Origin of the sequence: Variovorax trehalosi (assembly GCF_051216415.1) — a bacterium.
In the GTDB taxonomy this organism is placed as follows: domain Bacteria; phylum Pseudomonadota; class Gammaproteobacteria; order Burkholderiales; family Burkholderiaceae_C; genus Variovorax.
This window is the reverse complement of sequence record NZ_JBPJZG010000005.1, coordinates 555,442-571,466: the sequence shown is the minus strand read 5'-3', so window position 1 is coordinate 571,466 and position 16,025 is coordinate 555,442. Positions and strand designations below refer to the sequence as shown.

Here is a 16,025-nt window from a genome sequence, read left to right as displayed (position 1 = left end):
CTTGGTGTGAATGAAATGTCTGGAGGGAAGGTCCGAAAGACGAACGCGATTATGCGAATCGCCCATGACCTTTTCTGGAAAAGCTCTTGCGCCAGCGCGCGCGCCGCCAGATGCTGGAGGCCATGACCCAGCCCTCTTCTTCCTCCTCCACCCACTACGACGTCATCGTCGTCGGCCTCGGCGCTCTCGGCGCGGCCACGCTCTATCAACTTTCGCAGCGCGGCGCCCGCGTGCTGGGCATCGACCAGTTTGCGCCGCCGCACGACCAGGGCTCCTCGCACGGCGACTCGCGCATCACGCGCCTGGCCGTCGGCGAAGGCGACGAGTACGTGCCGTTCGTGCAGCGCTCGCACGTGATCTGGCGCGAGCTCGAAGCCCGCACCGGCACGCCGCTGATGACCACCACCGGCGGCCTCGTCCTAGCCCCGCGCGACCGCGTAGCAGAACACCACGGCAAGTCGGATTTCGTGCGCCGCACCATCGCCTGTGCCGAGCGCTTCGGCATCGCGCACGAAGTGCTCGACGCGGCCGGCATCCGCGCGCGCTTTCCGCAGTTCCACCTGCAGGGCGACGAGATCGGCTACCACGAGCGCGACGCCGGCTTCGTACGGCCCGAAGCCGCCATCGGCGCGCAACTCGCGGTGGCTCGTGCCTCGGGCGCCCAGACGCGCACCGGGGAGCGCGTGCAGTCCGTCGAGCCGGTGGGCAACGGCGACACGGTTCGCGTACGCACCAACTCGGCGAGTTTCACTGCCGACCGCGTGGTGATTGCAGCGGGGGCGTGGCTGCCGGAATTCCTCGGCCGGCAGGCCCGCGCCGACTGGCAGGCGAACTTTTCGGTCCATCGGCAGGTGATGCACTGGTTCGACACCGGCAGCGCGGCGGCCGACTTCTCGCCCGGCCGCTTCCCCATCTTCATCTGGATGTTCGGCGACGGGCAGGAGGACTACATGTACGGCTTCCCCTCCTCCGACCCCGCGCAGCCCGCGCTCAAGGTCGCGACCGAGCAGTACGTGGCGGCCACCACGCCCGACACCATCGACCGCACCGTGAGCCCCGAGGAAACCGCCGCGATGTACCGCGACCGTGTCGCCGGCCGCTTCCCGCAGATCGATGGCCGCGCCCTCAAGGCGCGCGCCTGCATGTACACCGTGACGCCCGACCGCCGCTTCGTGATCGATGCGCTCGACGGCCTGCCCCAGGTGCTGATCGCCTCGGCCTGCTCCGGCCACGGCTTCAAGCATTCGGCGGGCCTCGGCGAAGCCATTGCCGAACAGGTTCTGGGCCGCACAAGCACGCACGGCCTCGACCTGCGCCCCTTTGCCCGCCAGCGCCTGCTGGAGAAGGAAACTGCCTAGAGCGGCCCGGCGCGAACGCGGGCATCATCGCTCCCGATCTTTCTGTTTCTGGAGCAATGCGCGATGAGATTCCTGGTGGTGGGTGCCGGTGCACTCGGTGGTTACTTCGGCGGCCGCTTGCTGGAGGTGGGGCGCGATGTGACCTTTCTTCTTCGTCCGCGCCGCGCTGCGCAACTCGCGAAAACCGGGCTCGTGGTGCAGAGCCCTTTCGGCAACCTCGAACTTCCCGCACCGAGGCATGTGCTGGCCGAGAACATCGACGGCCCTTATGACGTGGTCGTCGTCGGCAGCAAGGCCTACGACCTCGAATCGACGATGGATTCGTTCGCGCCCGCTGTGGGCCCGAACACGGTGATCCTCCCGCTCCTCAATGGCATGAAGCACATCGACCAATTGGTCGAACGCTTCGGCAACGAGCGCGTGCTCGGCGGCCTCTGCATGATCTCGGCCACGCTCGACGACGAAGGCCGCGTGCTGCACCTGAACGACATGCATGGCCTGAGCTACGGCGAACGCGCCGGTGGGCGCTCGGCACGCGTCGATGCCATCGCGGCCCAGTTCGCGGGCGCGAAGTTCGACGCCACCGCGAGCGAGACCATCGCTCAGGACATGTGGGAGAAGTGGGTCTTCATCGCCTCGGCGGCGGGCCTCACGAGCTTGATGCGCGCCTCCATCGGCGACATCGTCGCGGCCGGCGGGCAGGACGTGGCGCTCTCGATCTTCGACGAATGCTGCGCCATCGCCGCGCACAACGGCTTTGCGCCGCGCCCCGCGGCCATCCAGCGCGGCCGCGCGGTGGTGACGACGGCCGGCTCGCCGATGACGGCATCGATGTACAAGGACATGGTGCGCGGTGCGGCGGTCGAAGCCGACCACATCGTGGGCGATCTTCTGAGCCGCGCGCCAAAGAACGACTCGCCCGTGCCCACCGTGCTGCGGACCGCCTACGTCCACCTCAAGGCCTACGAGGCCCGGCGCGCCCGCGAGGCTGGTTGATCCTGCCATGGCCGACGCGCTCGCCTTCCTCCACACGGCGCAGCCGCATGTGCAGACCTTCGGGCGCCTGGTGCGCGACCTTGCACCCGATCTCGAGGTGCGCCACCTGGTGATGGAGGAGTTGCTGTCCGACGCGCGCGTCGTGGGCATCGACAACGCGGCGCTGGTCAGGCGCGTGCAGGAGGCCATGCGCGAGGCGGCATCGGACGGTGCCGCGGTGGTCGTGTGCACCTGCTCGACCATCGGCGGCATCGCCGAGAAAACCGCCACCGGCGGCGCTTTCTCGGCCTTGCGCATCGACCGCGCCATGGCCGACCGCGCGGTGCGCACCGGCCCGCGCGTGCTGATCGTCGCCGCCGTCGAAAGCACGCTGGAGCCGACGACGGCGCTGATCCTCTCGGCGGCGACGCAGGCTGGTGTCGGCACGCGGCCGAGCGCGCTGCTCGTCGAAGAGGCATGGGCGCATTTCCAGGCCGGCGATACCGGGCGCTATGTAGAAACGCTGGCCACCGCGATCCGCGGTGCGGTCAGCAGGGCCGATGTGGTCGTGCTGGCGCAGGCTTCGATGGCGCCGGTGACGCCGTTGCTTGCCGACCTGGGGATCGATGTGCTCAGCAGCCCGGGGCTGGGGGTTGCGCATGCGGTGGCGACGCTGCGGGCGTCGGGGACGGCGTGGAGCCTTGGGGCGGCCAATCCGATTTGACCCAGAGTATCTATTCATTAATTAATCCATTTGATTTGAATCCTCCAATGAAGAAGTAGATAATTTATCTATTCACATTGGTATTCAATGGCCACCGCATCCCTGACCACCGTCGCACTTGCATTCGTCCGCACGCAGGGCGTGGCCACGAGCGCCGAAATCCAGGCTCATCTCGGCGTCAGCCAAGCGACCGTCTCTCGAACATTGGCGCCGCTGATCCGCAGCGCGGAAATCCTCAAGGTGGGCGCCGCACGCTCCCAGATGTATGTGGTTCCGCGGCATGTCGAGCGCGTCGGCACCGAAGTGCCGGTCGTCAAGATCGATGCCGCAGGCAACGCCTTGCCATTCGGTCGCATCGTTCCACTGCAGGGCGGCCGTTGCTGGATGGACGAGCAGGAGGGCCGCAGCGCGCTGCACGACGGCCTGCCCTGGTTCCTGTCCGACATGCGTCCCCAGGGGTTCATCGGCCGCGCATTCGCCCAGGGTCACCCCGAGCTGGGACTGCCTCCGAACCCCGAACACTGGAACGACGACGACGTACTTCAGGCCCTCACCCTGTGCGGAGAAGACCTGCCCGGCAATCTGGTCGTCGGCGCGGAATCGTTCCGTCGCTTTCAAGCCATGACCGCGCAACCTGAGCGCGCCGTTGCCGTTGCCGACTACCCGTCCATGGCGGACAGCGCGATGCAAGGCACGCTGCCGGGTTCGTCGGCTGGCGGCGAACAGCCGAAGTTCTGCACGATGCGCGATGGCAGGCAGGTCATCGTCAAGTTTTCGCCGGCCGGCGCATCGCCAGCGGATCGCCGTTCGCGCGACCTGCTCGTCTGCGAGCACCTGGCGCTGTCCACGCTCGCGGAAGCCGGCGTGGCCGCGGCCACGACACGCCTTTTCATCGAGGGCGGTCGCGTATTCCTGGAGGTCGAACGCTTCGACCGTTTGGCACGGGGTCGCATCGGCATGGTGTCGCTGATGGCGTACGACTCCCAGTACATCGGCAAGATCGACAACTGGGCCGCCACAGCCAACCGGATGGCCTCACGCGGTCTCTTGCGCGCCGACGATGCGCAGCGCTTGCGTTTCCTTGAAGCCTTCGGTCGACTTATCGGCAACACCGATCGCCACTACGGCAACATCTCGCTGCTCATCGAAGGCAGCGACTGGCGGCTCGCGCCGGCCTACGACGTGCTTCCCACGCTCTATGCGCCCACCAGTGGCGAATTGCCGCCGCGCGAGCTGTCGGCCACAGGACTGTTGCCGACAGTCGAAACCCTGCAGGAATGGCCTCGCGCCCGGCAACTGGCAGGCGTGTTCTGGCAAGCCGTGGCGGCCGATGACCGTCTCTCTGCGGCGTTCCGTACGCTCGCGCGGCAGAACGCACGGCTCGTTGGCGAGATACCGGGCGACTGAGCCGCAATTACTCCGACTTGAGGACCGTCTCCCCCTTCAGCGCCCCCATGTCCCGCGTATTGAAGCGATGCCGCTTCCACCCCGCCCAGGTGCGCCGGAAGTTCGCAAGCGAGATGCCGTAGTACAGCACCTTGAACATCCGCAGCGCGCCCCACATCGGCGTGCCCTTGTAGATGTCGCCGGCCAGCAGCGACATCAGCGCCTCCTTCACCCGGAACGGATTGCCCGGGTGCATGAACATGTCGCGGATGGTCGGGTTGGTCACGCGGTAGATGAACCACGAGTATTCGCGCGGACCCTTGCGCATCATGGCCTCGAAGCCCTGGCGCGCGGTTGCCAACGCGGCCGGCTGATCGAGCGCAGTGGCCACGAGTTCGGCGCCGTCGAACGCGCTGTGCATCGCCAGGTACACGCCCGAGGAGAACATCGGATCGATGAAGGTGAAGGCGTCGCCCAGCAAGAGGTAGCGGTCGCCCGTCGCGTGCGTACTCGAGTACGAAAAGTTGCCGGTGGCGTGCACCGCGTCGTCGACCAGCGTGGCGTTCTTCAATCGGTCCACCAGCACCGGGCACAGCGCGATGGTGTCGTAGAAGAAATCCTTCAGCGGCTTGTCGCGCGTCTTCAGGTAATACGGCCAGCAGACCGCGCCCACGCTGGTGGTGCCATCGGCCAGCGGAATGAACCAGAACCAGCCGTGCGGGAACCAGCAGATGCTGATGTTGCCTTCCTTCTTGCCCTCCAGCCGTTCGGCGTTCGTGAAGTGGCCGAAGACAGCGGTGCTGTTGTGGTCGGGGTTCTTTTCCTTGCAGCGGAATTTGTTGGCCAGCAACGTGTCGCGCCCGGTGGCATCGACGACGAAGCGGGCACGCCAGCTGCGCTTGGCGCCGTCGTCCATCTCGGCCTTGATGGTCGCGCCGTCGGCGTCGAACGCCACGTCGCGCACCTTGCAGCCTTCAATGGCCTCCGCGCCGCGCGTAGCGGCGTTGCGGAACAGCAGCTCGTCGAGCTCCGAGCGGCGTACCTGCCAGGCGGAATCGAGCGACTTGTCCCAGCCCTCGGCAAATTCGACATAGCTGCGGTGCTCGTGCTCGGGCGAGACGAACTCGATGCCGAACTTGGGCATGCCGATTTTTTCGACCTGGTCGCGCACGCCGAGCCTGTCGAACAGCTCCACGTTCGCCGGCAGCAGCGATTCGCCGATGTGAAAGCGCGGGTGGTGCGCCTTCTCCAGCAGCACCACCTTGCGGCCCTGCTGGGCCAGCAGCGCCGCAGCGGTCGATCCGGCGGGGCCGCCGCCGATCACGATCACATCGCAGGATTCGTTCGCGGTCGAGCCGGGTTCGGTGACTTCAGTCGGGGGAGACATTCAGGCTGTACAACGTTATTTGAGAATGTTGCGCAGCATAACGCCCTCTGCAGGAGCCCTTCACCTCGCTGGCAACGCCGTCGCCTTGGTGTAGTCCGCATCCGGCCCCGAAGGCGGCGTCAACGCCGGATCGGAAGCCCAGTCGGTGGGCGTGGGCGAGAGCTTGTAGCTCAGCGTTCCGCCATCCTTGATCTTGTCCAGCGGCAGCCACGAGCCGGCGTAGGTCGTGCCGTTGAGCTTCATCTCGCTGATGTAGCGCACGTCGTCGAGCAGCGCCTGCCTGTCGGCTTCGATGCGCAGCTTCTTGCCGTTGCCCAGCCAGAGCGTCATGCCCGAGAACTGCGGCGTGGAGACCGCGAGGCCCGGCGCAGAGGGGATCGCCGGATAGAGACCCATCGCGGCCCACACATACCAGCCCGAGGTCGCGCCCATGTCGTCGTTGCCCGGCAGGCCACCCGGTCCGAGCGAGAAGTTCTTCTTCAGGATCACCGGGATGATGTACTGCGCGTGCTTGGCCGAGCCGATCCAGTTGTAGGCCCAGGGGGTCTGGAAGGCCGGTTCGTTGCCGATGTAGTACTTGCTGGAATGTTCGCCATTTTCGCTGCCGTCGCCGTTCAGTTCCTTGCCGGTTGGTTCACGCCCTGCAAACGGATCCGCTGAATCGAGCGAGAACAGCTTGGCGAGCCGGTCGAGAGCACTCGTCTTGCCTCCGAGCTTGTCGATGAGACGAGTCCAGTCATGGGCGAAGGTCCAGATGTAGTTGGTCTCGGACGATTCGTGGAAATCGCCGGGGCCTGCCCACGAGCCGTTGGCGGCCTTGGATTCGAGAGACTTGCTCGCGTCATTGAAGATGTTCTGCCAGTTGCCCGCCCTCTTGAACACCTTCTGGATGACGCTTTGGTCCGCCGCGCGGGTGTCGGGCAGTGCATCGAGAAACGCGCCGATCGAACGGTCCGTGGTGATGGCCTCAAGCGTCGTCGACGACGGATGCTCATAGCCCCTACCGGACGGAATCCACCCCAGGCTCAGGTAGTCGGCACGGCTGTCGATGTTGACCGGCTTGCCGATCGCATGGATGTTGTTGCATTGACTGTCGGCATCGCCCGCCGACTGCAGCATGTACTTGCGTGCGTTCGCCAGATCGAATTTCTTCGCCCCGAACAGGTAGGAGCCCGCGACGACCGTCGGCGCATGGTCGCCGTTCATCGGGACCGTGTCCTCGCTGCCATCCACCCAGTGCGGGAAGGCGCCGCACTGCTGCGCATCGGCCACCAGCGACTGCATCATCTCGCTGGCTTCGTCGGGCGCGATCAGTGCCAGCATCTGGGCCTGGCTGCGGTAGGTGTCCCACATCGAGAAGCCTGAGTAGTGGGTCTTGTAGCCGGCGTCCTTGCCATCAACCTTGAACTTGTAGTTGGCGACGTTCTCGGTGTCCCGCTTGGGCAGCTCATCGCTCGACTGCTTGATGTCCACCTGCTTCATGCTGCGGTAGTCGCCATTGACGTCGCTGTAGACGGTCGGACCGCTGTAGACGCGGTACAGGGCCGTGTAGAACTTCGAGAGCTGGGTGATGGCATCGGCCCTCTTCCCGACATCGAGCTTGTCGATCTCGCCCGGCTTTGCGAGATCGAGCTGGGCCACATTCAGCCGACTGTCCCAGGTCTTCTCCGCCGCCGTCTTCAGGGTGTCGAAAGACCAACCCGCATTTTCGGCTTGGAGGTTCTCCCGGGCATTGGCAACGCTGACCGAAGAGATCCCGACCTTCATCTGTACCGTGAGATCCGTGGTGGCCAGATCGAACTGCAGCAGCGCCGACTTGCCATCGACCCTGGAGCTGGGTTTGAGCGGCTTGTCGAAGGTCGCGTAGAAGTAAACCGGCTGCTTCCACGTTCCGCCGCAGAACTCGTGCGCGATCGCATTGCCGGAAACGGACTTGCCATCCGCGCTCAGCTGGGTGTCCGTCAGCTGAGGATAGGAGATGCCATCCTGGTTGCGGTTGTTGCGAGAGGCATCGATGACAAGGAAGGCCTTGTCCTTGTCCGCATAGCTGAACTTCGCCATGCCGGTGCGTGTCGTCGCGCTCAGCTCGCTCGTGATGCCGTTGTCGAACTTCACCTTGTAGTAGCCAGGCGTGGCCGACTGGTTCGACTTTTCGTAGGGGACGCCGCCGTTTCCGGGAATCTGGCCCTCCGTGTACGGCAGGATGGCCACGGCCCCTTGCCCTCTGCAGCCAGGCCCGTTGAGATGGGTCATGCTGAAGTAGCGGATTCTTGTGTCTGCATAGTAGTAGCCGCCCGAGCCCTCGTTGTACGGCCGTCCGCTTCCCGTTGTGTCCGGTCCGAAACTGACCATGCCGAAGGGCGTCTGAGCACCCGGGTTGACGTTGCCGGAATGGCCGCTCCCGGTGTCGGACATCATCGTTCCGACAAACAAATTGACGTACTTCGTCAGCGACGGAATATCGACCCGTTGCTCCGGCACCGGTACGGGGTCCGTCGTGCCGACGTTCGATGGGGTTGTTGTGCCGGTGGTCGCTGTGTCTGTCGCCGCCGGCACCGGGAACGAGAAGTCCCCCGAACTGCCGCCGCATCCCACCAACACGGACGCGACGACCAACGCCGTCACGACGCCCTTGCTTGCATTTTTCTTTTCCACGTTCTCTCCCTTGCTGCTTGCACATCGCCCACGGTCGGGGCGCCAAACGGCCGCAGTTTATGTACGACCCTCGTGCAAGTGCGCTTGTGATTTCCCGAACGAAACACGGCGTTGGCAGAGCAACAAGCCGGCGATCTGAGCAAGGTCTGCTAAGTCGCAGCGGCCGGTTCGCGGCACACTGGCGGCCATGAAAACCCGGCGTGCCGAGCAGGACTACAGAGAGCGCGTGGCGCGCGTCGTCGCGGCCATCGTGGCCGATCCGATGGCCGAGCACCGCTTCGAGGACCTGGCACGGCTGGCGCATTTCTCGCCCTTCCACTTCCACCGCATCTACAGCAGCATTGCCGGGGAAACGGTAGCGGCGACGGTCCGGCGCGTGCGGCTCGCGCTTGCCACGCAACTGCTGACGCGGGGCGACCGCGGCAGGAGCAAGAGCATCACGCAGGTGGCGCTGGCCGTGGGCTACGAGAGCCCGCAGGCGTTCACGCGCGCCTTCGGCCAGTTCGCCGGGCAGTCGCCGCGCGCGTTCCAGCAGCAGATGTGCGAAGCCGTTCTTCGGGACGTCGCGCCCGCGCACCGTGACAAGGACGCTGCGCTTGCGCCCTCGCTCGTGCGGATCGTCGAGCGCCCGGTACAGCCGGTGCATGCGCTGCGCCATCGTGGGCCGTTCTCCACCATTCCCCACACCCATCGGCGGCTGCGCGCACATCTCGGCAGCCGGGCCGTGTCGAACTGGCTCGGCATTTCCTGCGGCGATCCGGAGGTGCGGTCCAGCTTCAGGTACTACGTCGCTGCGACTTCACCCGAACCCTGGCCGGTTGACGATACCGAGACCGAGATGCTCGACATTCCGGGCGGCCTCTACGCCGTGCACTGCCTGGCAGGCCCCTACACCCGCATCAACGCCGCCGTGCACGCGCTCTACACACAGTGGCTGCCCGGCAGCGGCTACGAGCCGGACGATCGCCCCACGATCGAGCATTACCTCAATTCGCCGCGCAAGGTGGCGACAGCCGAGCTGCGCACCGACCTGCTGATTCCCATCCGTCCGGCAGGCTGACGCCTTCCGCCCCTCGCACAGGACGCTCCATGCCCATTCTTCGCCTGCTTTTCCTCGCGATCTTCTTTCTCTCGGCAACACTCGCGCAGGCCGCAGGCTTCCGCATCGTAGAGATACCGGCCACCGCGGAAGGCCCCGCGCTGCGAGGCGCCGTATGGACGCCCTGCGCCTCGCCGGCCGGCGAAATCAGGCTCGAACGGTATGTCGTTGTCGGTGTGCAGGACTGCCCGGTTGCAGGCGACCGCCTGCCATTGATCGTGCTGTCGCATGGTTATGGAGGCTCCTTCCTCGGCCATCACGACACGGCACAAGCGTTGGCCGATGGGGGCTTCGTTGTTGCAGCCATCAGCCATTCCGAAGACAACTACCAGATCCGGGGTGGCCCGAACGACAAGGTCTCGGCACTCGCGACACGCACCACCGACATCGGGCGACTGATCGACTACATGCTCCAGCAGTGGCCCGCCCATGCAAGCCTTGCCGCCGACAGAATCGGCTTCTACGGCTTTTCCAGAGGCGGCTACACGGGCCTCGTGCTCGCTGGCGCCCGTCCGGATTTCGAACGGCTCCCTCCCCGTCCTGGGTCACCCTGCGCCACGGCACCGGCCAGCCCGGCGTGCGCACAGATGGGGCAGCGCTTCAAGGAGCTTCTCGCCGCGCCCCTGGCGCACGACGCCCGCATCAAGGCTGCCGTGATCGCCGACCCGCTCAGCATGGTCTTCACAGCCGAGAACCTGAAGAACGTGACCATCCCGATCCAGCTCTGGACCTCCGCGCTCGGCGGCGACGGCGTCACGCCCGACAGCGTGGCCGCGGTGCGTCGCAATCTGCCGGCGACGCCGGACTGGCATGTGGCGGACAAGGCCGCACATTTCGGCTTTCTTGCGCCCTGCTCGGCGCCACAGCTCGAAGCGAAAGCGGAGATCTGCCGCGACGCCCCCGGCTTCGATCGCGTGGCGTTCCATGCCACCTTCAATGCCGAGGTACTGCGCTTCTTCAAGCAGCACCTGGTGCAGGCGGCCAAACCCTGAGGGCTTGTTCATCTGGCGTTAATCCCGCACGAAGCGCCTCGCCGCTAAAGTGCGGCATGTTCCGCCTCCGCCTCTCGCTCGCGTTCGCCGTTCTCGTCGCGCTGGTCTGCATCCAGGCCGGCTTCGTCTATTGGGGGTCGAACCGGGTCAACGACTACGCCACCCACAGCCGCCTGGCCAGTGACATCCTGTCGGAGTTGCTGGAACTGTCCGCCAGCAAGCAGCGGCTGCGCGTCTGGGCCTCCCAGCAGTTGATGGGAGCCGACGCGTCGCCCGAGGTGCGCGACGGCCTGCTGGCGCGGATGCAGTCCAGCAAGGAGCGGCTCAAGCAGCTCTCGCGCCGCGACCTCTCCCTGTGGGAAGAGATGACGGTGCGCGAAGGCACGTCGATCCCGCCGGAAGTCGGCCAGCTCGTGGCCATGACCGAACTGCTCGACGACAACCTCGCCGCCGTCCGCGCCCGGCTGCTGAGCCTGGCGCCGCTGGAGCGCGGCGCCGAATTCGCCAGCGTCTGGGAGGAGCTCAACGAGGTCTTCGACAAGGCGCGCGGCCGCGACCTGCGCGAGCTGATCAACGGCGCCATCGAACGGCAGCGCAACGTGATGCCCGTGGCACGCGCCGCCACCGAAGGCGGCCTGGACCGCCTGCGCCAGCAGACCATCGGCCTCGCGGCCCTCACGCTGGCTGCGGGCGTGCTGCTGGCGCTCTACCTGAACCGGCGGCTCAAGCGGCCGCTGGACCGCCTGCTCGAAGGCACCGAGGCCCTGCGCACCGGCGCGCTCGACCACCGCATCGCGCTCGACACGCACGACGAGTTCGGCCGCGTCGCCGGGCACTTCAATGCGATGGCGGCCGAGCTGCAGCGACACCGGCTCGACGCCGATGCCGCGCGCCGCCGGCTCGAAGACGCCGTGCTCGAGCGCACCAGCGAGCTGCACACCGCGCACCAGGCCCTGCAGCAGATCGATCAGCGGCGCCGCCAGCTGCTGGCCGATCTCAGCCATGAGCTGCGCACGCCCGCCACAGCCATCCGCGGCGAGGCCGAGATCGCGCTGCGCGGCGCCGACAAACCGCTGCCCGAGTACCGCGAGACCTTGACGCGCATCGTGGGCGGCGTGAAACAGCTCATCGGCGTGATCGACGACCTGCTGCTGGTCGCCAAGGCCGAAGCCGATCAACTGACGATGCGCTTCGGCGCGGTCGACCTGCCGGAACTGCTGGGCGACGCCACCGACATGGCGGGCACGCTGGGCGCGCGGAACAACGTGCGCGTCCAGCTCGAGGCGCCCAGCGCCGACGCGTCCCCCGTCCTGCTGCGGGCCGATGCCGACCGGCTGCGGCAGGCGCTCGTGATCGTGCTCGACAACGCGGTGCGCTATTCATGTCACGACGGCACGGTGCGCGTGAGCTGGCAGGCTCATGGCGACCGCGTGCAGGTGCGCGTGGCCGACGAGGGCATCGGCATCGATGCCGACGAATTGCCCAAGGTGTTCGAACGCTTCGTGCGCGGCCGCCGCGCGCGCCTGCACCGGGCCGACGGCACCGGCATCGGGCTGTCGATCGCGCAGGCCATCGTGCAGGCCCACGACGGCCGCATCGAGATCGACAGCATCCCCCTGCGGGGCACCACGGTTCGCATCGAACTGCCGTGCCATCATGACGCCAGCGCCTGATCCGAAGAAAACATGAACATCCTGGTTGTCGAGGACGACGCACGCGTCGCCGATTTTCTGCTGCGGGGCCTGGGGGCCGAGGGCTACCGCGTCCAGCTTGCGCGCACCGGGCCTGAAGGCCTGGCGCTCGCGCGCAGCAGCGAGCTCTCGCTGCTGTTGCTCGACCTGATGCTCCCCGGCCTCAGCGGCCTCGAGCTGTGCCAGACGCTGCGCGCCGAAGGCCACCACGTGCCTGTGCTGATGCTCACCGCGCTGAGCGAGACCGAGGACAAGGTCAGCGGCCTGCGGCTGGGTGCCGACGACTACCTGACCAAGCCCTTCGCCTTCGAGGAGCTGCTGGCGCGCATCGAGGCCCTGCTGCGCCGCGGCCGCGAACAGAGGCCCCGGGCCACCACGCTGCAGGTGGCGGACCTCGTGCTCGACCGGGAGCGCATGGAGGTGACCCGCGCCGGCAAGCGCGTGCCGCTGACGGCCAGGGAGCTCGCATTCCTCGAACTGCTGATGACGGCGCCCGGCCGCGTCTACAGCCGCGAGCGCATCCTCTCGAACGTCTGGGGCACCAACGAGGATCCGCTGACGAACATCGTCGATGTCTACGTGCGCCGCCTGCGCGCCAAGATCGACGAGGGCCATGCGCTGCCGCTGCTGAAGACGGTGCGCGGCCTCGGCTATCGGCTGGATGCCACAACGCCCGCCTGAGTGCGCGCTACACCTATGTCTGCGAATGGGTGAACGGCCAATGGCTGATCGCTCATCACCACTCCTCGGCCATGCCGGAATCCGAGCAAGTTGCGCGCAAATAGCGCGCAACTTGCTCAGCCCACGCGCCGCTGGCCCGCGAGACGCCGCACCACAGCCACCAGACGATCCACCTCGCCAAAGGTGTTGTAGAACGCGAGCGAAGGCCGCACCGTCGTCTCGACACCGAAGCGCCGCAGGATCGGCTGCGCGCAGTGATGGCCCGTGCGCACCGCGATGCCTTCGTCGTTCAGCGCATGCCCCACCTCTTCGGTGGTGTAGCCGTCGAGCACGAAGGACATCACGCTGGCCTTGTCGGCCGCCGTGCCGATCAGCCGCACGCCCGGGATCGCACCGAGCTTCTGCATGCCGTACACGAGCAGGTCGTGCTCGTAGCGAGCGATGTTCTCGATGCCGACCTTGTTGACGTAGTCGATCGCGGCACCCAATCCCACCGCGTCGGCGATGTTGCCGGTGCCGGCCTCGAACTTGTTCGGGATCGGCTGGAACACGGTCTTCTCGAAGGTCACGTCGGCAATCATGTTGCCGCCGCCCTGCCACGGAGGCATGTCCTCGAGCACTTCGCGCTTGCCCCAGACCACGCCGATGCCGGTCGGGCCGAACACCTTGTGGCCGGAAAACACGAAGAAATCGGCGCCGATGTCCTGCACGTCGACGCGCATGTGCGAGACCGACTGCGCGCCGTCGACCAGCGCCTTGGCGCCGGCACGGTGCGCGAGCTCGACGATCTCCTTCACCGGCACCACGGTGCCCAGCGCGTTGGAGACCTGCGTGACGGCAACGATCTTCGTGCGGTCGTTCAAGAGCTTGCGGTATTCGTCGAGCAGCACCTGGCCCGAGTCGTCCACCGGGATCACGCGCAGCTTCGCACCCTTGGCGGCGGCGAGCTGCTGCCACGGCACGATGTTGGCGTGGTGCTCGAGGTTCGAGACGATGATCTCGTCGCCCTCGCCCACGTGCTGCCCGCCCCAGCTCTTGGCCACGAGGTTGATCGCCTCGGTGGTGCCGCGCACGAAGATCACTTCTTCGACTTCGGGTGCGTTGATGAACTTGCGCACTCGCTCGCGGGCACCTTCGTAGGCATCGGTGGCGCGTGCGGCCAGCTCATGCGCCGCGCGATGGATGTTCGAGTTCTCGTGTTCGTAGAAGTACGCGATGCGATCGATGACCGACTGCGGCTTGTGCGTGGTGGCCGCGTTGTCGAACCACACGAGCTGCTTGCCGTTCACCCGCTCCTGCAGGATCGGGAAGTCGCGGCGCACGGCATTGACGTCGAATGGCGGATGCTGGCCGCTGCCGGCGAGCGGCACCGCGTCGGAACCACGCGGATCTGGCTTGGCCGGCGTGACAAAGCCGTTGGGCAGTCGCACCGCATCGACGAAGTAGAACTGCGCCTCGCGGCCGGCCGGCGCCGAGGGCGGGCTCGGTGGCAACGCGGGTTGAGCGGTCGGCGCCGCCAGGCCTGCGAACGGATCGTGAATCGCGAAGCCATCGCCGGCACCTGCCGTCGGATGCCCGTAGCTGTTGTTCAGGAAGTAGAACGGCGACGACGCACCCGCTTGCGGCGCAGAAGGTGCAAGAGGCGCACCGACCTGCTGCGGCACGCCCAGCACCGTCCCGCCCAGGCGCGGTTCGAAGGCCGGCGCGACCGAAAACACAGTGTCCGGCACGCCATTCCCCGCCACCGCATGCGGCAGCAAAGCCGGCGCGCGGTTCGCGAGCGAAGGCAGTTGGGTCGGCGATGCGGGCAGCACGTTGGCGCCCGGAATCTGCCCTTGCGGAATCGGCGTGCCCGGCACGCTGGGCCCGAAGCCGGCGGGGCTCACGAGCGGCGAGCCCGGCGGTGCAATGTTGGCGGGAAACTGCGCGCCCGGCACCAGCCCGCTCGCCACGCCGGGCAACGAGGTCGGCGGCGTGCCCGGCAGCGCGGAGAACATGGCGCTCGCCATGCGCGCGAGGATGGCCGGGTCGAACGGCGCCTCGCCCGGAGTCGTGGGTGTACTCACCGCGGCTTACTTGTAGGTGTCGGGATAGTCGTGGTACTTGCCGATCTCGACGTCGTCGAGCACCGCCAGCGCATCGGTGGTCAGCACCGCGAGCGAGCAATACAGCGAGATCAGGTACGACGCGATCGCATGGTTGTTGATGCCCATGAAGCGTACCGACAGCCCCGGGCTCTGCTCGCCCGAGAGGCCCGGCTGGAACAGGCCCACCACGCCCTGGCGCTTGTCGCCCACGCGCAGCAGCAGGATCTTGCTCTTGCCATCGGCCACCGGCACCTTGTTCGACGGAATCAGCGGAATGCCGCGCCAGGTGATGAACTGCGAACCGAACAGGCTCACCGTCGGCGGCGGCGTGCCGCGGCGTGTGGCCTCGCGGCCGAAGGCTGCAATGGCGAGCGGGTGTGTGAGGAAGAACGCGGGTTCCTTCCACACCTTGGTCAGCAGCTCGTCGAGGTCGTCGGGCGTGGGCGCGCCGGTCAGCGGGAAGATGCGTTGTTCTTCGCTCACCTGCGCCAGAAGGCCGTAGTCGGGGTTGTTGATGAGCTCGCTCTCCTGGTTCTCCTTGATCGTCTCGATCGTGAGGCGCAGCTGCTCCTTGATCTGGTCGTGCGGGCTGCTGTAGAGGTCGGAGATGCGGGTGTGCACGTCGAGCACGGTGCTCACGGCATTGAGGTAGTGCTCGCGTGGGTTCTCTTCGTAGTCGACGAAGGTGCGCGGCAGCTGGTTTTCTTCTTCGCGCGAGGTGCAGGTGACCTTGATCGACTCGGGGTTCTTGACCTTGTTGACGCGGTAGATGCCCGCTTCCACCGGCACCCATTGCAGCAGGTGCGTCAGCCAGCGCGGGCTGATGGTCTCGAGTTGGGGGACTGTCTTGGTGGCATTGGCCAGCTGTCTTGCGGCGTTGTCGCCAAGGGCGGTGGTACCACCAACTGTTGCGCTCATGTATCAAAGCTCCGTGAAAGGGTAGGCAGGGGGTAAGAAATTGGTCGCCAGTGTCCGGGCGCCAAGGGTTTC

Annotated in this window: 12 protein-coding genes; 8 read left to right on the top strand and 4 right to left on the bottom strand. The window is 66.6% G+C overall.

Translation table 11 applies throughout. The features are described from left to right. Nucleotides 1–86 precede the first annotated feature (86 nt). The 4 genes from solA to yjjJ all read left to right on the top strand — a co-directional run bounded on the left by solA (nucleotide 87) and on the right by yjjJ (nucleotide 4,464). Complete coding sequence (solA, locus tag ACSFA7_RS21550; RefSeq protein ID WP_435501252.1) at nucleotides 87–1,358, top strand: N-methyl-L-tryptophan oxidase; 1,272 nt, start codon at nucleotides 87–89, stop codon at nucleotides 1,356–1,358. 63 nt (nucleotides 1,359–1,421) lie between these two features. Continuing rightward, nucleotides 1,422–2,354 carry a 2-dehydropantoate 2-reductase gene (gene panE, locus ACSFA7_RS21545; protein ID WP_435501251.1) on the top strand — a complete coding sequence of 311 codons (933 nt, stop codon included), beginning with the start codon at nucleotides 1,422–1,424 and terminating at the stop codon, nucleotides 2,352–2,354. Between the two features lie 7 nt (nucleotides 2,355–2,361). Continuing rightward, nucleotides 2,362–3,057, top strand: coding sequence for an aspartate/glutamate racemase family protein (locus tag ACSFA7_RS21540; RefSeq protein WP_435501250.1), 696 nt, complete (start codon nucleotides 2,362–2,364; stop codon nucleotides 3,055–3,057). A gap of 87 nt (nucleotides 3,058–3,144) precedes the next feature. Next, nucleotides 3,145–4,464, top strand: a complete 1,320-nt coding sequence (yjjJ, locus tag ACSFA7_RS21535) for a type II toxin-antitoxin system HipA family toxin YjjJ (RefSeq protein WP_435501249.1) — start codon at nucleotides 3,145–3,147, stop codon at nucleotides 4,462–4,464. Nucleotides 4,465–4,471: 7 nt separating this feature from the next. Here the strand turns inward: yjjJ and ACSFA7_RS21530 are convergent, their stop codons facing one another. Together ACSFA7_RS21530 and ACSFA7_RS21525 are read right to left on the bottom strand one after the other, a co-directional pair. Further along, the gene (locus tag ACSFA7_RS21530; protein ID WP_435501248.1) at nucleotides 4,472–5,830 is read right to left on the bottom strand and encodes an NAD(P)/FAD-dependent oxidoreductase; all 1,359 of its coding nucleotides are present in this window, start codon (nucleotides 5,828–5,830) and stop codon (nucleotides 4,472–4,474) included. 60 nt (nucleotides 5,831–5,890) lie between these two features. Beyond that, nucleotides 5,891–8,485 (bottom strand): GH92 family glycosyl hydrolase, encoded by a 2,595-nt coding sequence (locus ACSFA7_RS21525; RefSeq protein WP_435501247.1) that lies wholly within the window; start codon nucleotides 8,483–8,485, stop codon nucleotides 5,891–5,893. A 187-nt stretch (nucleotides 8,486–8,672) separates the two neighbouring features. On the opposite strand from ACSFA7_RS21525, the gene ACSFA7_RS21520 reads away from it, so the two are divergent. Genes ACSFA7_RS21520 through ACSFA7_RS21505 form a run of 4 tightly spaced genes read left to right on the top strand, consistent with a single transcriptional unit; the run spans nucleotide 8,673 to nucleotide 12,948 of the window. Beyond that, complete coding sequence (locus ACSFA7_RS21520; RefSeq protein WP_435501246.1) at nucleotides 8,673–9,545, top strand: AraC family transcriptional regulator; 873 nt, start codon at nucleotides 8,673–8,675, stop codon at nucleotides 9,543–9,545. Between the two features lie 29 nt (nucleotides 9,546–9,574). Then, on the top strand, nucleotides 9,575–10,576 hold the full coding sequence (locus ACSFA7_RS21515) for an alpha/beta hydrolase family protein (protein ID WP_435501245.1): 1,002 nt from the start codon (nucleotides 9,575–9,577) through the stop codon (nucleotides 10,574–10,576). 56 nt (nucleotides 10,577–10,632) lie between these two features. Continuing rightward, complete coding sequence (locus ACSFA7_RS21510) at nucleotides 10,633–12,249, top strand: sensor histidine kinase (RefSeq protein WP_435501244.1); 1,617 nt, start codon at nucleotides 10,633–10,635, stop codon at nucleotides 12,247–12,249. Between the two features lie 12 nt (nucleotides 12,250–12,261). Continuing rightward, on the top strand, nucleotides 12,262–12,948 hold the full coding sequence (locus ACSFA7_RS21505; RefSeq protein ID WP_435501243.1) for a response regulator transcription factor: 687 nt from the start codon (nucleotides 12,262–12,264) through the stop codon (nucleotides 12,946–12,948). Nucleotides 12,949–13,064: 116 nt separating this feature from the next. Here the strand turns inward: ACSFA7_RS21505 and ACSFA7_RS21500 are convergent, their stop codons facing one another. After that, the gene (locus ACSFA7_RS21500; RefSeq protein ID WP_435501319.1) at nucleotides 13,065–14,957 is read right to left on the bottom strand and encodes a family 2A encapsulin nanocompartment cargo protein cysteine desulfurase; all 1,893 of its coding nucleotides are present in this window, start codon (nucleotides 14,955–14,957) and stop codon (nucleotides 13,065–13,067) included. A 63-nt stretch (nucleotides 14,958–15,020) separates the two neighbouring features. Further along, nucleotides 15,021–15,953: a family 2A encapsulin nanocompartment shell protein gene (locus ACSFA7_RS21495; protein ID WP_042579703.1), complete on the bottom strand. Its 933-nt coding sequence runs from the start codon at nucleotides 15,951–15,953 to the stop codon at nucleotides 15,021–15,023. Between the last annotated feature and the right edge of the window lie 72 nt (nucleotides 15,954–16,025).